Origin of the sequence: Oceanospirillum multiglobuliferum (assembly GCF_900167095.1) — a bacterium.
Lineage (GTDB): Bacteria > Pseudomonadota > Gammaproteobacteria > Pseudomonadales > Halomonadaceae > Oceanospirillum > Oceanospirillum multiglobuliferum.
The window spans coordinates 122,297-140,569 of sequence record NZ_FUXG01000004.1 but is presented as its reverse complement, the minus strand read 5'-3'; the positions used below and the strand labels follow the sequence as shown (position 1 = coordinate 140,569).

General features: G+C 42.3%; 15 protein-coding genes. 6 read left to right on the top strand and 9 right to left on the bottom strand.

The features are described from left to right. Positions 1 to 34 precede the first annotated feature (34 nt). A complete protein-coding gene (locus B5D26_RS04465; protein ID WP_078744495.1) occupies positions 35 to 655 on the top strand; it encodes a FecR family protein in 621 nt (206 codons plus the stop codon). A 93-nt stretch (positions 656 to 748) separates the two neighbouring features. Here B5D26_RS04465 and B5D26_RS04460 read toward each other — a convergent pair whose 3' ends face one another. Further along, positions 749 to 1,609, bottom strand: coding sequence for an MBL fold metallo-hydrolase (locus B5D26_RS04460; RefSeq protein ID WP_078744494.1), 861 nt, complete (start codon positions 1,607 to 1,609; stop codon positions 749 to 751). A 185-nt stretch (positions 1,610 to 1,794) separates the two neighbouring features. Here B5D26_RS04460 and B5D26_RS04455 point away from each other — a divergent pair, with 185 nt between their 5' ends. After that, entirely contained in the window at positions 1,795 to 3,552 is a 1,758-nt protein-coding gene (locus B5D26_RS04455; protein ID WP_078744493.1) for a SulP family inorganic anion transporter, read from the top strand. A 27-nt stretch (positions 3,553 to 3,579) separates the two neighbouring features. Here the strand turns inward: B5D26_RS04455 and B5D26_RS04450 are convergent, their stop codons facing one another. Next, on the bottom strand, positions 3,580 to 3,870 hold the full coding sequence (locus tag B5D26_RS04450; protein ID WP_078744492.1) for a hypothetical protein: 291 nt from the start codon (positions 3,868 to 3,870) through the stop codon (positions 3,580 to 3,582). Between the two features lie 216 nt (positions 3,871 to 4,086). Here B5D26_RS04450 and B5D26_RS04445 point away from each other — a divergent pair, with 216 nt between their 5' ends. The 4 genes from B5D26_RS04445 to B5D26_RS04430 all read left to right on the top strand — a co-directional run bounded on the left by B5D26_RS04445 (position 4,087) and on the right by B5D26_RS04430 (position 9,098). Continuing rightward, positions 4,087 to 4,599 carry an RNA methyltransferase gene (locus tag B5D26_RS04445; protein ID WP_078744491.1) on the top strand — a complete coding sequence of 171 codons (513 nt, stop codon included), beginning with the start codon at positions 4,087 to 4,089 and terminating at the stop codon, positions 4,597 to 4,599. Between the two features lie 119 nt (positions 4,600 to 4,718). Then, on the top strand, positions 4,719 to 5,057 hold the full coding sequence (locus B5D26_RS04440; protein WP_078744490.1) for a DUF6172 family protein: 339 nt from the start codon (positions 4,719 to 4,721) through the stop codon (positions 5,055 to 5,057). Positions 5,058 to 5,236: 179 nt separating this feature from the next. Further along, the gene (locus B5D26_RS04435) at positions 5,237 to 7,138 is read left to right on the top strand and encodes a sensor domain-containing diguanylate cyclase (RefSeq protein WP_078744489.1); all 1,902 of its coding nucleotides are present in this window, start codon (positions 5,237 to 5,239) and stop codon (positions 7,136 to 7,138) included. Then, the gene (locus B5D26_RS04430) at positions 7,128 to 9,098 is read left to right on the top strand and encodes a sensor domain-containing diguanylate cyclase (RefSeq protein WP_078744488.1); all 1,971 of its coding nucleotides are present in this window, start codon (positions 7,128 to 7,130) and stop codon (positions 9,096 to 9,098) included. The genes B5D26_RS04435 and B5D26_RS04430 overlap by 11 nt, the downstream gene beginning before the upstream one ends. An 11-nt stretch (positions 9,099 to 9,109) precedes the next feature. Here B5D26_RS04430 and B5D26_RS04425 read toward each other — a convergent pair whose 3' ends face one another. The 7 genes from B5D26_RS04425 to B5D26_RS04395 form a co-directional block, all read right to left on the bottom strand. Beyond that, positions 9,110 to 10,582, bottom strand: coding sequence for a cobyric acid synthase (locus tag B5D26_RS04425; RefSeq protein ID WP_078744487.1), 1,473 nt, complete (start codon positions 10,580 to 10,582; stop codon positions 9,110 to 9,112). A 244-nt stretch (positions 10,583 to 10,826) separates the two neighbouring features. Beyond that, the gene (locus B5D26_RS04420) at positions 10,827 to 12,101 is read right to left on the bottom strand and encodes an OmpP1/FadL family transporter (protein ID WP_078744486.1); all 1,275 of its coding nucleotides are present in this window, start codon (positions 12,099 to 12,101) and stop codon (positions 10,827 to 10,829) included. Positions 12,102 to 12,119: 18 nt separating this feature from the next. After that, positions 12,120 to 12,962: a M48 family metalloprotease gene (locus B5D26_RS04415; protein ID WP_078744485.1), complete on the bottom strand. Its 843-nt coding sequence runs from the start codon at positions 12,960 to 12,962 to the stop codon at positions 12,120 to 12,122. Continuing rightward, positions 12,959 to 13,453 (bottom strand): SH3 domain-containing protein, encoded by a 495-nt coding sequence (locus tag B5D26_RS04410; RefSeq protein WP_078744484.1) that lies wholly within the window; start codon positions 13,451 to 13,453, stop codon positions 12,959 to 12,961. Before B5D26_RS04410 ends, B5D26_RS04415 begins: the two co-directional genes overlap by 4 nt. A 44-nt stretch (positions 13,454 to 13,497) precedes the next feature. After that, positions 13,498 to 15,660 carry an adenylate/guanylate cyclase domain-containing protein gene (locus B5D26_RS04405; protein ID WP_159445588.1) on the bottom strand — a complete coding sequence of 721 codons (2,163 nt, stop codon included), beginning with the start codon at positions 15,658 to 15,660 and terminating at the stop codon, positions 13,498 to 13,500. Positions 15,661 to 15,689: 29 nt separating this feature from the next. After that, positions 15,690 to 16,460, bottom strand: coding sequence for a 3',5'-cyclic-nucleotide phosphodiesterase (locus B5D26_RS04400; protein ID WP_078744482.1), 771 nt, complete (start codon positions 16,458 to 16,460; stop codon positions 15,690 to 15,692). A gap of 11 nt (positions 16,461 to 16,471) precedes the next feature. After that, on the bottom strand, positions 16,472 to 18,133 hold the full coding sequence (locus B5D26_RS04395) for an HD family phosphohydrolase (protein WP_078744481.1): 1,662 nt from the start codon (positions 18,131 to 18,133) through the stop codon (positions 16,472 to 16,474). Between the last annotated feature and the right edge of the window lie 140 nt (positions 18,134 to 18,273).

Genomic DNA, 18,273 nt, shown 5'->3' with positions numbered 1-18,273 from the left:
CCATGGTTTCCACTATAACAGGAGTTTATTCGTGATGAAGTTTGCATTGTTGTTCGGTTTATTCTGTGTTTTAAACCTACCAACTCATACGATAGCAGCAGATCGCATAGGTATGGTGACGAAAACCCAAGGGAAGGTGATTGTTTTAAGGGGGCAAAAGCGCCTGCTCCTCAATGAGCAAATGCAACTACAAGAAGGTGACACTCTAAAAACGTCATCCAACAGCAAGGTGCAGCTTAAACTAAGAGATGACACAGTTATTACACTGGCTAACAGAACTCAATTCAAACTTAGTCAGTATCAATACAATAAAGCGAAAGCGACATCAAATGTACACTTTGAGTTGGTAGAAGGGGCATTCAGAGCCGTTACAGGTGCTATAGGTAAGCAAAGAAGTCCTAAATTTGAAGTCAAAACTAAAGTTGCTACTATAGGAATCCGAGGTACAGACTTTTGGGGGGGCTTTATATCTTCTGATGCGCTAGATGTAACTATGGTTTCTGGCAAAGGTGTTTATATTAAAAATGCGCACGGACAAGTTGAGCTGAGTGTTGAAGGAGAAGGTACAACCGTGAGCGCTCAGTCAGCACCTAGCGCACCAAAAATTTGGCCTAAAGACAAACTAAATACTGCCATACAAGCAACAGCCCTATGAGGTGCTGACTGCACCTATGTCCATAAACAAAAGACCCTACCATCCTTGGTAGCTGGGCAGACATAAATGTTGTTAGAACCATATTTAAAAGTCTTACTTAAATTGATTCAAAGGCAGCTTCAGGTAAGACACACCATTATTTTCAGCATCGGGGATTAAACCAGCTCGAATGTTGATTTGAATAGAGGGTAGTATCAAGGTCGGCATTTCTAACGAAGCATCGCGGGCAGTGCGCATCGCTACAAATTCTTGGCAGCTTTTTCCGTTACCTATATGGATATTATGTGCCTTTTGCTCTGCCACTGTCGTCAGATAGCACGCTTCTCGATCATTAGGGTAGTCATGACACATGTAAATAGGCGTGTCCTCTGGATAGCTCAGCAATGTTTGAATAGATGCATATAAAACTTCAGCATCACCCCCAGGAAAATCACAGCGTGCTGTACCTACATCAGGCATAAACATGGTATCGCCAACGAAAAGGTGTCCCGCAATATCATAGCTAACACAGGCAGGTGTATGGCCAGGTGTGTGTAGAACGTTGACTTCTAATTCTCCAATTTTGAACTGTCGATTTGCACCTAATAGCTCATCAAACTGTGATCCATCTGTTTTAAATTCATCGCCATAATTGAAAACACCTTTGAAAACCTCTTGCACCCGATGTATTTCAGCGCCTATCGCCACTTTCCCACCTAATTGTGCTTGGTAATATTTTGCCGCGCTGATGTGGTCTGCATGAGCATGGGTTTCTAAAATCCATTCCAATGATAGATTTTGCGCTTTAATGAAGCTAATCACCTCTTCCGCACTTTGGGTGTCAGTAGTACCTGACTTGTAGTCAAAGTCCAATACAGGGTCAATAACTGCACAGGCGGGATTAACGCCGTCAGAAACCACATAGGTGTAAGTAAATGTGGGCGCATGAAAAAAAGCTTTTACTTGTGGTTGCATGTTAAATCTCCTAGTACGGTTCGTGCCGCTTTCATGGGAGTCATGAAAAGATAATAGATGAACATTAGCATATATTGATTTAATATATCAATATTCCATTGAGTTTGGTCGCCAGTCTAAATAAGCTGCAAAACCTAGAGCTACCAAGCTTTATATTAGATCGATGTTTTCCAGTGAGTAGCCCTATGAGTGATGTTAAGCCAACAGGATCACCCTCAAAAAACAGCCGCTGGCAACAAATTTTTCCCATTATAGGCTGGCTGGGTCAGTATCGACGTGAAACGCTTATCAACGACTCTATCGCTGGAATTATCGTGGCGATTATGCTGGTGCCACAAGGTATGGCTTACGCCTTTTTGGCTGGCCTACCGCCTCAGATGGGGTTGTATGCAGGCATAATCCCCTTATTTATCTACGCGCTTTTTGGTAGTAGCCGAAGCCTAGCTGTTGGTCCCGTTGCTATCGCTTCACTTATGGTAGGTGAAGCTGTAGCACAGCATGCTCAGGTGGGCACTCAAGACTATATCGCTACCGCAATGGTGTTAGCACTGCTGGTAGGAATTATTCTTTTGCTGATGTTTGTCCTGCGCTTGGGCTCTTTAGTCAATTTTATGAGCCACTCTGTTATTACAGGATTTACCAGTGCGGCTGCTTTAATGATTGCATTTAGCCAACTGAAGTCTGTTTTTGGCTTGTCCTTCCCTCGCAGCCATAGTTTCCCTGAAAGCTTAGTACTTTTTACAGAGGCATTGCCTAGTTTCAATATTACTACGCTGGCTATTTCCGCATTGTCCCTCATCATCATGCTATTGAGTAAGTACAGGCTGTCATTTTGGCTGCAAGCAGCAGGACTATCCAAAACAGTTGCAAGTGCACTTGCTAAAGCTGGACCAATGTTCGCAATTTTAACAGGTGTTTTGCTGGTACAAATTTTCGACCTTGATAAAACACAGGGCGTCAAAGTTGTTGGTGATATTCCAGCAGGATTCCCTATATTAAGTTTGCTAGAAGTTGATCTTGTCCTTTGGCAAGCACTATTACCTGCAGCGCTTTTAATTGCATTGATTGGTTTTTTAGAGAGTGTATCGGTGGGTACTGCTTTAGCGAGCAAGCACCGAGAGCGAATTTCACCAGATAAGGAGCTTGTCGCTTTAGGCTTGGCCAATATAGGTGCGGCATTTAGCGGTGCTTACCCCGTAGCAGGTGGCTTCGGTCGCTCAATGGTGAATGATGCATCTGGTGCGCAGACGACGGTTGCATCACTGATTACAGCAACTGGTTTAGCATTAACGGTGTTGTTTTTTACGCCTTGGTTTTACTACTTGCCTACTGGCGTGCTAGGTATTGTGGTCATCATGGCGGTACTGCCTTTGATCGACCTTTCTGGAATCAAGAATACTTGGCGCTTTAATCGTGCTGATGCACTAACGCTACTGACCACCTTTCTAGTAGTGCTGATCGCGGGGGTCGAGATAGGCTTATTGAGCGGTATGGCGTTGTCTATCTTGTTACTACTACACCGAACAAGTCATCCTCATATGGCAGTTGTAGGACGTGTCGGTAACAGTGAACATTTTCGTAATATCAAACGTTTTGATGTTAAGACGAACCCATGTTGTTTAGGTGTACGTATTGATGAAAACCTGTATTTTGCCAACACTCGCCATATCGAAGATACAATTATGGCAATGGTCGCAGAGCAACCACAGCTTCAACACCTTGTCTTAATATGCAGTGCAATCAGCTTCATTGATGCGAGTGCATTGGAAACATTGGAGATGTTAAGAGATAACTTGCGAGAATCAGGGGTGACCTTACATTTAGCCGATGTGAAAGGCCCTGTCATGGATCAGTTAAAGCAAACTGATTTTCTAGATCATATGGGGGATGGTCAGGTTTATCTCAGCACTCACGAAGCGATGCGTCAACTTTGTGATTTATAGTGTGGATTAGTACAGAATATACTGGAGCTAACGCTCCAGTATGTCTCGTTCTAAACGCTTCACCATGCTTGCAGCCTCTTCGGCGTTCCAGCGAAGATGTGCCAATGCTTGAGAAAAGCCTTCAACAACCATTTGTTTTTCTTCAAGACTGTCACACAGACTGGCAATACGACTCAGCTCCATACTGATAATACTAAGCACTTGCTCAGCACTGTTCGCAAATTCTGGATTTTCTGCCTGAACTTTCTTGTGGTGCCCTAGGAACTCTCGTGTGAGTTGGCGGGCGCGGTCGGTTAGGCTGTCTTGGAAAGGATTCATTACTCTTATTTCTCGCCTAGCTAGATGTATCATTTAGACTAGCTTTGATTATAACACGGGTAAAGCCATGCTAAGATCTTGATTTGCAAATAAACTATTAGTTTTATAGATTTTTGTAGACTTTGCGTGACATACAGCTAAATGCAAATGGAGTGCGAAATATCGCTATTCTATTGGCTTTAGGCTCAAGCTTATTGTTAATCACACAGGAATTTGATGAATAAATCAACGGTTAGTATTGGATTGACCAACCCTAAAAGCCCAACTAATGTGGGGGCTGTGATGCGCGCTGCGGGGTGTTTTGACGTTGAAGCAGTGTACTACACTGGCAAACGTTATCAACGCGCCGCAAAATTTGACACTGACACACAAAATGCCTGTAACGATATTCCATTGGAGAATGTTGAATGTTTACTGGCTGCCGTGCCAGAAAATGCCAAAATTGTTTGTGTTGAACTGGCACTAGGCGCAACCTCTCTCACTGAATATCAGCACCCTGAAAATGCCTTTTATATTTTTGGCCCCGAGGATAACAGTATCAGCCAGCAGGTGATTGATCGTGCAGATGCAGTGGTTTATATCCCCAGCAAAAGCTGTTTAAACCTTGCTGCCAGCGTGAATGTAGTATTGTATGACCGTCTAGCTAAATCAGGCACTCAGTTTCAAGGCGATGACTTGATATTACAAGCACGAGACCAAAATAACCGTATCAAAGTAAAAAAAGCGTAAAAGGCTTATTCTGAGTTCTGCCGCTTACTCATAGCTGCGAGCTGGTTAATCCGCTATGATGCAAGCGCAATAAGAAGACCTCTAAACGGTCTTCTGACATACCAGCCTTTAGGATTCCAATGAAAAAGACGTTTAAGTTATCTCACCCAAAAATCAAATATGCCCGCTTAATTGAAGCGGCTAAAAGTGAAGCAAAAAAATACCTGAAAAGAGAACGTAACAAAGCATTACCTAAAGGTGCTGATTTTTGGGATTTTGAATGTAAATTTGGTGTAACTGAGCAAGAGGCTCAACCAATTCACGTTGCAGAAATCAATGCTCAGATCAGCTTTGTGGAAAACCAAGCATGGGAAACATTCTACCTAGAAATTATCGCGGTACCCGCTAAACGCACCGCCCGCCCAATAGCAGCTCTAGATGATGAATCAGAAGACTTGGATAATGAAGGTGACGAATAGTCCAGTCTTGATTTGACTGAAAAGCCAGATAAGCATTGTCTGATCTGGCTTTTTGCGCTTCGCTATACCAATAAGTCTGTGCCTGTGCCTCTTTGCCTATTTTGTAGGTGAATTGCGATGTGGTACTCTTTTAGATCTATTTTGAGTTATAGCATTATGATTTAAGCAGCGGAGTTGAAATGCAGCAATATCGTATGGATCGCGGGTTATTGCAGGGATTTTTATCCGTTTCGTTACTACTGATTGTTTCAGTATTAATTTTATTTGCGCTTGACTCACCTCGCCTGACCCAACTTTCGGTTAAAGCCGACCAAGGTATATTTCCCTTAACATTTTGGTTTCCAAAAACCAGCGAACCACTACCTCTTGTTGGTAATTGGCAGGGATATCCAGATCAGTTACTTACGCCTAAGGAAGCGGCTGTTAATATTGATCGTTCTGTGGCCACTTCATTGCCTGATATTTGGTTGTCATCTGGTCCCCGCCGCCATGTCATGACCTATACCCTACGATTAGATAACGTACCGCAAGATGTAGATTTGGCACTGTTTGTACCAGAGCTTAAATCTAGTTTTCGATTATTTATTGATGAATATGAAATTGCGTCAGGTGGGGCTACCACATCAGACCGTGATCAAGTAGAGGGGTATTTTGGTGACAAAATAGTTGAACTAGGCTTACTGCCTAGACAAGTACGTATCACACTACAAGTTGCGAACTATGGGCACGCTAGAGGAGGCGTACAAGCACCGTTAGTAATTGGAACTAAGCAGTATTGGAAGGATTATTACCAGCGCAACATTCTGGTTGAAGGCGTCGTAATCTGTTTAGCCATTCTGGCTGGTACGTTGATGCTATTTGAGTTTTACCTAGTTAGAACCCATAAAGAGCTGTTGTGGATCTCACTGTTCTCCTTTGCTCTTGCAGGTTATGTAGGCACAACAGGTCTGGGTAGCTTTGCAACGTTAATTCCAAGCTTTCCTTGGTGGTTGGCAATACGTCTAGAGCATATAGGGTTAGTAATAGGTTTACCTCTGTTTTTGAATTGGTTGACCGCACTATATCCCGAAAGCGAATTTCAGCTACAGCGATGGCTTTTTGGGCTGGCTTGTTTATGGAGTGGGTTTATTATTCTGTCCCCCACTTCGTTATTCACAGCACTCCTTTATCCTGAGCTGCTTTTACTTATAGTTTCTGCTCTGATGATAGGATGGCTATTATTCAAGTTAGTGCGTGCCAAGCGTTCTGCTGTTCATATTTTGCTAATGGGAACATTAGTACTTATTTTCAGTATTTTGCACGAAATTGCCGTATTTTTAGGCCTTGTTCAGAATGAGCACTATCTCAGTTATGGCGTGCTTTTCTTCTTGGTCTCACAAATTGGCTTTTTGACATTTTATCGCACACAAGAACAGCTTCGCATACTAGATCTAAACCGTGCGCTACAAGGCTTAACACAACAGTTAAAAAATACAGTGTCGGAGCGAAATGAGGCATTGGAACTTCAGTTAGAAGAGCTGGAGAAGAAAAAAGAACGCTACCAATACCAGTTGAGCCATGATGACTTAACCGGATTGTTAAATCGCCACCATTTTTTGCATACGATTGAGCAAAAAATGATTCGATCAAGGCAAATTACTTACAGCATAATGGTCATTGATTTAGATCACTATAAGCAAATTAGTGATACCCATGGTCGTGATTTCGCAGAAGATTTGCTATGCAGAGTAGCTCGATTACTGGTGCGCACTTGTGATGGACACTTTGACTGGATTCCGGCTCGTTTTGGTGGTGACGAATTTGTACTTTGGCTCGGCGCTGCTAGCCAGAAAGAGGCAGAAAGAATTGCCTTACTTTTAGAGCAAGAAGTGGCAAGAACTCAAATACCACTTTTAAGCCAACCGGGTGAGTTTTTCAGATTTAACATTGCTATAGGTATTGCGAACAGTACCCAGCAACATCAGAATATTGATGATTTACTTGCTTGTGCTGCTGATCAAGTTCATTTGTCTCGAAAGCGAACAGAGCTGAACTATAGAAAGAGTACACATCATAAAATGGAGAGTGGCAATGCTTCGTAGTCACTTTGGATATATTCATTGGATATGTATTCTTCTGCTGTGCTACAGCCTGCCATCAACTGCAGGTCATGATGATCTGGTTGCTAAAAATGGTGTACTGGATCTTCGAGCATGGCAAGTTGATCAACAGCCAGAGCTACCATTATCTGGTGACTGGCTGTTTTATCCTCAGCAACTGCTAGACTTGGTGTTATTGCCCAGTATCCCTATTCCTGAAACGACAATATTTCCCCAAGGGTTATTGAATTGTAGCCAGCTGCCATCCACTCTCCCCAATTTATCTTTGACCGGAGTGCATCTAAGAAAACAAGTCGATACTGAAAAGACGACCCTTTCAAATATCGACTGCTATGTCACTTATGTACTAGAGGTGAGAAACCTACCGAACCAACCCTTAGCAGTTTTTATTCCTGAGATGAATACCTCGTTTCGTTTGTACTGGAACAGCTGGTTAATTGCGAAAGGAGGGGATTTATCATTAGACACTTCTTTGTACAAACCGTACACAGGGCACCAGTGGGCACTATTACCTTCTAATCACAAGCAAGGGGTATTGATCTTACAAGTTGCTAATTTTGAAGGCTTTCCACCTGCACCTATACGACCAATGCTAATAGGGGAGGCCAACCACATACAGCAATCCTTCGCGCGCTCTGAACTACAGCAAGCCCTGACAGCCGCTATTGCCGCTATTGCCGCTATTTTATTGATATTACAACAGGTTGCCCGCCGTCGTTATGAAAAGGGATTATGGAGTCTAGGTGTATTTAGTTTAGCTGTGATGTTTTACACACTAACGGAAGGCTACACTGTCTTTAATTGGTTTCTAGAAGCTCCTCAATGGGAGTGGGTTGTGCGCTTAAACTTTTATGCGCTATGCCTATTTGTCCCCACTATAGGATTGTGGCTAGAAAAAACATTTGCAGGAACAATTCCTTTACGTCTTAAGCAGTGGTTCATTCTTCAGTTTATCTTGCCGTTAGCTATTTTTCTGCTGCCTGTTAGTGTGCTCAGTAAAATCGAGACCCCATTGATGCTATTCAATTTAGCACTAGGCATTATCACGGCAAGTTTCTTTATTTATTTCAGTCGAAAGAAAGCACTCAAAACAGGGCCTTTAATCTTCTCTTTATTGGTTTTCTTAATCGCTGCGACACATGACGTTTTACTCTATCAACAGATAGTCTCAGGGGATGATTGGCTATATCTTGGATTTGTTATTTTTATTGTGAGTCAGATTTTTATCACTGCGGTTCAAAGGGCGCGCCAGCATGCAGATATTGAGCAATTAAATCACCGCCTACAGGTGAGCCAAGATCGCTTATCTCTTAGGGTAGACATGCGAACGCGTAAGCTACAACAAAAAGTAGATGAACTAGAGAAACTCAACAATGAGCTACAGCAACTTGCGCGCTATGACCGCTTAACAGGGCTATTGCGCCATACTGTATTTTTGGAACACTGTCAGCAACAAGTCGCTGCCATAGTACTCAACAGCCGTCCTGTTAGCGTGATTCAACTTGATATTGATCGGTTTAAACAAATTAGTGCCCAATTTGGCCATGTTGCCTCTGATCAAGTGATGAAGGATGTCGCTCAATTATTACAACAGTGGGCACAACATGACGGACGCTTGTCTTGTCGAATGGAGGGTGAGTCCTTTGCACTATTTGCTTTAGATTTGAGCCATAATGATGCACTTAAAGAGGCAGAATGGTTGAGAATTCGCATTGCCCAGCGCGCTGTCGTGCTACATAACAGGTTAGATGCAGGCGATGTTTTTCATGTTACAGCAAGCTTTGGCCTCTCCAGTTGTCAGGCTGATGAGGCCAATATACATAAGCTGCTCTCTGAGGCAGATATCGCCTTAAACAGAGCGAAGGCTTGGGGGCGCAACTGTGTTGTTAGCTACGCACAGGTGTTAGAGCGTCAGCAAGATATAGACTATAGCCTTGACTAGCTCTACCTTCATTAGGTCAGTGGATGACCAACCATACTGGCAAGTTGAGTGAGATCAAAATGCTGCTCTATCGTATCAGCTATTCGGTCTATCGCATCTTCATGCAGAGCTTGAATATCAAAGTACTCTGCATCTTGCAGCCCTGCCCATGTCAAAATAGCTTGGCATGCCTCCGCTTGGTCAAATAAGCCATGCAGATAACAACCTGCGACTTGATTATCTTCTGAAATTGCACCATCAACAGCGTCTGAAAACTGTAACATAGCCGCTATTTCGCTATTATTCTGAGTAACGCCTGCATGAATTTCATAACCTTTTACAGGTACTACATGATTGTTCAGCAAAAGTTGTCCTATCCGATTAATAAGCTGTTTCTCAGGCATTAATGTTGTTTCTACCGCAAAATAGCCCAGTCCATCAACAGTGCCCGCAGTGCCTTCAATACCATTAGGATCATGGATTTTTGCCCCCAACATCTGCCAGCCACCACAAATGCCTAGAAGCTTACCACCATAGCGTAGATGTTTTTGCAGATAAGGCTCCCATCCCTGTTCTTTCAGCCAGCTCAAATCAGCTTGCACACTTTTACTACCGGGCAATATTACCAAGTCAGCAGGCGGTGGTGTTTGACCTTGAAGTATAAAATGAAAATCAACTTGAGGATGCTGACGCAGAGGGTCAAAGTCAGTATGATTACTGATACGCGGAGTTACAGGCACCACCACTTTAATCGCACCTTTAACACTTGAACGATCAGGAGCGCTATTAACACCATCTTCAGCTTCTAAGCACAAACCGTGCAGATAAGGCAGAACTGCAAGTACAGGTTTATTGGTATAACTCTCAAGCCAATCGTTACCGGGCTGCAGCAGTTTAATGTCGCCACGAAAGCGGTTAATGATAAAGCCTTTCACCCGAGCCTGTTCTGATTCAGACAGCAACATTAACGTCCCCGTTAGATGTGCAAAAACACCACCGCGATCAATATCAGCCACAATTAGCACGGGGCAGTCTACCGCTTCTGCAAAGCCCATATTGGCAATATCACGGTCACGTAAATTAATCTCAGCAGGGCTGCCTGCGCCTTCAACAATAATCACATCATATTGAGACTGTAAGCGCTGATAACTATCTAGCACAGCAGCCATCGCCACAGTTTTATAGTCGTGGTAAACCTTGGCCTCCATATTGGTAATGGCCTTACCTTGTATAATCACCTGCGCACCAGTATCAGAGTTAGGCTTTAGCAAAACTGGATTCATATCGGTGTGAGGTTCTAGAAAGCAAGCTTGTGCCTGCGCGGCTTGCGCGCGGCCAATCTCTCCACCATCCACTGTTACAGCACTGTTTAGTGCCATATTTTGTGGCTTAAATGGTGCAACCTTAATTCCACGACGGGCTAATAAGCGACACAATCCAGTAACAACTGCGCTTTTTCCAGCATCAGAGGTAGTGCCTTGAATCATCAAGGTTTTGCAGACCATAGAGTCTCCTGAGTTTACAATTTACATTGGTGCAAAATATGCGAGTATCTAGCCTAGGTTTTAGATATTTAAAACAATCGTACTTTGAGCAAACGGTTATCCATTGTCATAAAAAAACAACCCCCCAATATTGGATATCCAACTATTGGGGGGGCCAGGAAATCAGTTTTATTATTAACACACTAAACAAGTTGTCTAGATAGAGCTTAGGAACTTGCTCAGTGTTTACTTAGCAGTATTCATATTAATATGAGTAAGCTGTAGATAGGAAAAAGGTCATATCCAAGGAGCTAACATCAACGATTCGCCCAGATGCAACAGCGCTAGATGTGCCTGTACCATATTGAAAATTAATACCACCTGAAACAGATGAGTTTTTATTAAAGCGAGTGAGACTAAATGCACCGCCAAAATAATCAACTTTTTCAGATGTATTGCTTGTTGTTGGTGTGGGGGCATTTGACATATTACTGAATATGCCGGCACGAATGGCCAACTCTGGTGAGGTGTAATATTCTGCTCCACCCGCAAAGTTCACCACACTTAACTTTCCTGAAACCTCGGAATGATAGCTCAGATCAGCAGAAAGCAATAAACTATTGGTTGCAAAGTAGGCACTACCAAAGCGTAACTCAAATGGATCTTCGCTATGGGTATTGCTAGTTTCTCCCGCCGATTGCTGAGCGTAGGCTATAGCAGGGTCACAAAATTTATTATAACCATTAGTACCAACTGCGGCATTACCATAAGAGGCCAAACAAGTTTGCTGCGAGTAGCCACTAGAATTAATAACAAAGTTTTGACTATAAGTTGCAGCTAAAGCCAATTTATCTGTTGGACTCCAAATAACACCTAGCTTAGGTGTAACGCCATACTCCTTGTTTTTAGAGTAGGTATTGATCCATTCTGTTTTATTGTTGGGTGCTCCAGCAGTTGTATTATTTGGTAGCTGTACATATTGATTCACAATGGTTTTGGAATCGCGCATATGTAAGTACAACGTTAAACCTATGGCAAAGTTTTCATTGGCCTGGTAAGCAATTGATGGGCCAATTTTATTCACGGAATTAGATTCATTCACGTTGATTGTGAATACCTCTACACCGTTGTTGAGATTTTTGAACGTTTGCGCTTGATCCTCTTCGGAGGAGTCTGTTACAGCATAAGAAAAACCTACTGTAAAAGGCCCAAATGGCTGCGTTACCCCAAAATAGTTAGGGACTAAACCTGAGCTTTCACGGCTCCAGTCAATTCCTCCGGACAGAACTCTTTCATAGGTTTTACTTGAGTAACGAAAGGCGTTCACACTTGCGGATAGATTTGCGCTATGGGCATAAACAATGCCCGCAGGATTATAGAATAAACCAGCAGGATCGTCTGAAATTGCGGTATAAGCTCCTCCCATTCCCATTGCTCGACCACCCAGTAATAGGTTGACGTAATGCTCTTGATCAGCCAGCAGTTGTGGGGTAAAGACTAAACTGCCCAGTGTTGCAGCGGCGATAAGTGTTTTTTTCATAACAGTAAAACCTGTAAATTAAAATTTGGTCTGAGCATTAAAGCGCTGCGTATAAACTTTGTTCGGCTCTGAGCTAAGTGCTTCCATTGTCAATAACTGGTCTATACGCACTAATCTTGAATCAAAAGAAGGGTGGGTTTTATTGACTATGTTGAGTTGCTTACGCTGTTTTTTGACTCTATCAAGATAGCGTTGCAACGCTGTAGGATCATAGCCTGTTTGTGTTAGAAGGAGTGTGCCTGTGCTATCAGCTTGATATTCATCCTCAGCCTGCAAACCATTCTCAAAGAGGTAATTAAGCGCTTTATCCATTGCCTGTGAGAATGCTACTCGACTAGGGTCATTAGACGCCCCTAACAGCTTAGATATACCGCTCAGCGCACTTGAATCTGCACCCTTGATACCAATGGCTCTCACAATATGCTTTTCAGTAACATGGCCAATTTCGTGCGCCAATACAGCCGCTAACTCAGCCTCATCTCTCATTTCTTTAATAGCTCCTGTAGTTACAAAGATGTAACCTCCAGGGGCAGCGTAAGCATTAATTTCGTCAGATACAATCGCGGTGAAGTGAAAGTTCAGCTCAGGGCGATCAGAATGCGAGGCTATATTTTTACCTACTAAATTGAGGTAGCGTATTAGTTCCTGATCATTACTCATTTGATAACGAGCAAGAATCCTTGCAGCTAATTCTCGGCCAAATTGAATTTCAGCTGTTACATCTTCTTCTGAAATAGAAGACTGGGCATATTGCTGATCTGAGCGCTGCCTTGCTTCTCTGATGCTGCTGTCTGAAGCGCAAGCACTAAGCAAGCTTGCGGCCACGAGAGAAGATAATATCAATAAACGAGGTGCCCTCATTGCGCATTCTCCAAGGTGAGTGCAAACTGCCGCAATTCAGATTGACTAATTGTAAATTGCTCAAGTTTTTTCAATGCGAAGTAATTAGCGGTATTGTCTTGGTGAATTCGACTGCGCTCTTCACTGGTCAATCCACGAGCTGCTCCTGCAGTTACGATAGATGAAGACCTACGCCGAACACTGTCTTTTAGCTCAGTGTCAGATCGATCCAACACGGACACACGTGTAAGTGGAGGATGTTTTTTCAGCAGTAGCTTAGATAACCAACCTACTTTTTGATCAACACTGACTTGCATCCAATTACCATTGATTTGTAATAGCTGTACGGCTGTACCTTGTACAAGCTTCTGCAATTTCTCGGCACTAAATTTGGGTTTAGCTAGCAAGTCTGCTTTTTGGCTTTGCACATAATATGTTTCTGCTGCGAATAGACTATTTGTCCATGCTGAGCTCAATATAAGTAGAAGTACTAACAAGCGTGAGGGGGTCATGTTCTATCTCCTAGCTACATCATCTATATTAATGACGAATGGGATTATTTCGTATTCATCGTATGCACACCATCCCAGTCCATATCCGGAGAGATAGCTTTGTAGTGATTACAGCGCTCAATCAAATCATCAATTGCAGGTAAGTGCCGGATGGTTTTGAACAACTCAATTGCTCTGTCCCAATCTCGTGCTAGATAATATTCAAAGGCGACTTCACTATTCTGCTGCTGTTGCCATGCTTGGGCTAATTCTATTTCGTTCAGTTCTGCAATGTCTGTCGGTATATAGACTGCAGTTGGATGTTGCTTACCTTTAACTCGAACCAAATCAACTTTGATGCAAGGCATTGGGGATTGGAATGCCCTGACTGTATCTTCTGTAATAAGTACTTCGCAGCGATAATTCTTCGTTAAGCCCTCCATTCGTGAAGCCAAATTGACATTATCGCCAATTACCGTGTAGTCCAGTTTTTTGCTGGAACCAATATTTCCCAGAACAACATCACCAGTGTGAAGGCCTATACCTACATTGATACTCTTATAACCTTTAGCATTCAGCTTTTCGTTAACCTTAGTTAACTCTCTTACCATTGCTAAAGCACATTGAACAGCTTGATCAGGATGATTTGCAATCCTAATGGGGGCGCCCCAAAATGCCATGATGGCATCACCAATAAATTTATCTAGAGTGCCATTGTAATCAAAAATAACATCACTCATGGAGCCTAGATGAATATTAAGCAGATCAACTACTTGGCTTGCATCAAGGTTCTCTGAAATACTTGTAAAACCTCGAATGTCAGAAAACAATATAGTAAGATTCTCGACTGTCCCTATATCAGCTTTAGCCAACTCATCTGTTTTATCAATTAACTCGGTTAGAATGGCTGGTGAGACATACTGAGAAAGCATTTTACGTACCCGTTGTTTATCTCTACCTTCAGTGAAAGTCAAAAAAACCAAGCTCAAACCACTTGCAAGAATGATAGTTATGACAGGGCTTATTAGATTGTAGAGTTCACCAATTGAGAACTGCCAATAAACAAAACCAACATAACTTACGGCTAGCACCGCTGGTAGTAAGATTTGCAGGCTGAAAACAGAGAAGTAAAGTACACTGGCGCTTGCCAATAATGCAAATAGTAAGATCAAGATGTAAGAGACTTGTGGCGATGCAGGCTCTAAAAAATCACGTTCTAAAATATTGCTAGTAATAGATGCGTGAATCATGACCCCCGGTGCCTGAGACAACACTGGAGTGGCCTTTATATCCTCAAGGCCCACGGCACTAGCGCCAATGTAAATGATTTTGTTAGTAAACTCTCTAGGATCAACAATTAAATTATCAACATTACCTTGCCTAATCTGCTGCAAGGACGCCATCAATCCACCAAAAGAATAAGTATTAAATTTTCCTACCATATGAACGGGGTATTCACCGTTATTTAACAATGGGATTTGGATATCATCAAGAGTAAGAGAGTTCTCATTTCGCCTTATAGTTGTATCTCTATTAACAAAAGCAGCAAAGCCTAGACTAGGTAGTGCTTTGTCCTGATAAATTCTAAAAGGATGAACTGTTCGGTAGATTCCATCAGCATCTGATTTCATATCAACGGAGCCAATCCCTCTAGAGCCTGAATATAGATCTGTGTAAGGTAGGGCGTAATTATTAGTTCTAAGATCAGTGCTTAATTTTTCATTTAGCTCAAAGCCAAATTGCTGTTTAAAAGCGTCTGGTAACGGCCTGTCAAGCATTTTGTCTTTTCTTTCATCCTCTGCTACAGCCATAATTTGAGCCGCATGATATACTGAACCTGTACTTGCAGTTGCAATAGCAAAGCTCAAATCATCTTCTTGCTCAATACTATTTTTCGCATTCTGATGCTCTGTGAATAAAATATCGAAAAGAATAGCTTTAGGTTCCGCGTAGTTCAAAAACTCAAGCAGGTCTGTATACACCGTTCGTGGCCAAGGGAATCTTCCTACTAGCGGAGCCATTGCTTGTAACGAAGATTCATCTATTAAAATAATTGCGATGTCATCATGGGCTTTTTTGTCGGCTCTAAACACTTTGTATCTATGATCGTAAGTAATCCATTCTAAGCGTTGCCCCCCCCCCAAGAAGTGCAGTATTGTCATTAACGTGCAGACAGTTAAAAATATGACTGTGCCAGCTTGTAAACGACGCGCGCTTGCTTTAGTCATTGAATGCGCCCTCTGGGAATTGCAGTGCATCAGTCAATATTTATACTATCTCCGCTTTTGATGCAGGTAAGCTGATAACCGTTTAATACCTTGTGGAGCTGTTCTGAAATCATGATTTCCATCCCAGGTTTAAGATGAGAAATTAATAAATGAGGCTTATGTTTTAGTTTGCACAAGTCTTTGGCAAGGGTATTAGGAGTATAGTGTTTAGCCAATTTACCGAGCGCTTCATGGCTATTTGGGAAACCTGATTCAATCATTAGCGTATCAAGTGAGGGCAGATTATTTAATGCCTCCCATAAACTATCATTGGTTGCGGTGTCACCACTGAAGGCAAATGTTCGTCCTGCCTCATTTGTAACAATATAGCCTAAGCCTGGTACAACATGGTCAACAGCAACGGCCTGAATAGTGCGTTTTTTTATTTTAATACTCTGATTAGGCTGAATAACATTGAAAGCCATAACGGGCCGATCTTTGTTTGGAAGCTCTGAAAAGTCAGGCCAGATAACCCAGTTAAAAACATGTTTTTTCAAAGCATCAATTGTTTCAGGCAGCCCATAAACCTGTATAGGCTCTTCAATCTGACTGAAAATACTATCAACTAGAAAGGGTAAAAACGCGATATGATCTAAATGAGAATGTGAAATAAAAATGTGCTTCACTTTACACATCTGTTGTAGTTGTAAGTCGCCAACTCCACTACCTGCATCCAACAGAATATCATCATCAATGAGAATGGATGTGGTGCGATTACCAGGACCAATACCGCCACTACAACCTAAAATAGATACCCACATAGAGCTGTCCTTTATCGTGAAGCCGAAAATGGCAAAATGTAAGTCATACCAGGCAGATCTTTTGGGTTGACTTCTTCTATTTGCTCTGGCTGTAGGAATTTGTAAGCGTATTGCAAATAAACTTTATCTTGAACAAATAGTCTAAAAATATCTGGGTCTAAATGATTCTCTTCAACCATTCTTCCCATAATGGTAAGCGCCTGTTTTACTGGCATCGGTTTTTTGTAAGGGCGATCTGTCGAGGTGAGCGCCTCAAAGACGTCCGCTACAGCCATAATACGAGCCGGTATTGACATTTCGTCTCTAGTTAATCCCTTTGGATAGCCTTTACCATCCATTCTCTCATGATGCCCACCTGCATACTCTGGTACTCTGCGTAAGTGCTTTGGAAATGGCAATTGTTCCAACATTCTGATGGTTAGCACCATGTGGTTATTGATAATCTCTCGCTCTTCTGCCGTAATTGTCCCTTTACGAACCGTTAGATTTTTTAGTTCGTCTTTATTAATTAGCGGGTTGGAGTTTCCATCAAAATCAGTCCACTGTAGCTCTGCAATGGACTCAACTCTAGCAACTTGCTCATCTCCCATGAACTCACCACCAGTATTGCACTTTTTAACATAAGCGTGATCCTCTGACAGAGACTGCATCAATAATTGGTAATTATTAATGATAGAACTGTGATCAGTTTCACCTTTTTCTACCGCCGCTAGTCGTTGTTTCAGCATAGATATTTCCATATCTCTACGAATAATCTCAAAACGGGCAGAAACCAACTCTATGCGATCATGAATAGTCTCAAGTTTGGTAGATTTTTCAATAACATGGACTGGCGTCGTTATTTTTCCGCAATCATGTAGCCAAGAAGCCACCTTAAGCTCGTAACGATCTGTTTCATCCATCTTAAACTGTTTGAAATATTCATTGGTACTGACACTAGCCGCTTCCGCAAGCATCATGGTGGCTTCTGGTACTCGGCGGCAGTGATTGCCTGTGTGGGGTGATTTTTCATCAATTGCAGTTGCGATTAACTTGATAAAAGAATCAAAGAGCGATTGAAGCTCATCAATCAGCCTTTTGTTAGTCAGGGCAACTGCGGCTTGGGATGCAAGAGACTCTGCTAGTTTCTGATCCTGCTCTGAGAATGCTATAACGCTATTATCGTCCTCATCAATTTTATTTAGTAGTTGTAGTACGGCCATGATATCGTTTTCATGATTCAGCATTGGAACCGTTAGAAAAGACTTTGAGCGATAGCCTGTGTGCTGATCAAATTTTCTCGTACCAGAGAAGTCAAAATCAGTTACCTCGTACGCATCTGGAATGTTAATCGTCGCAGAGGTGAGTGCCGCGCATGCAGCTATCATTTGACGATTAGGCGTACCATCTTCTAAATAAAGCCGGAGAGGCCGAAAGTTCTCATTGATAGGAGCCCCAGTTTTTCCGCCCAACTTAATACCTAGAGAGTCTGTTCTTACAATTTTAAACTCCAAGGTGTGATCCTGCTCATTAAACAGATAAAGTGTCCCACCATCAGCACCTGTAAGTGATTTTGCGCTTACCAAAATCAACTCTAGCAGGCTATCCGTATCTTTTTCAGCTGATAGAGCGATGCCGATATCATTAAGTTTGTCCAAAATTGCTAAAGCAGGATTGGCGCTCTTATTAGGCATAATTGTTAACCTGTCCACTAGGTGAGTCGCGAATATAGATTATTTTAAGAGTTTAGCGCCTAGAGTCATACTTTTTCTTATATTTATTCAAATTGTTAGCTCAAGCCCAGCATAAATCTTAATGCCTATGTCTTAGTTAT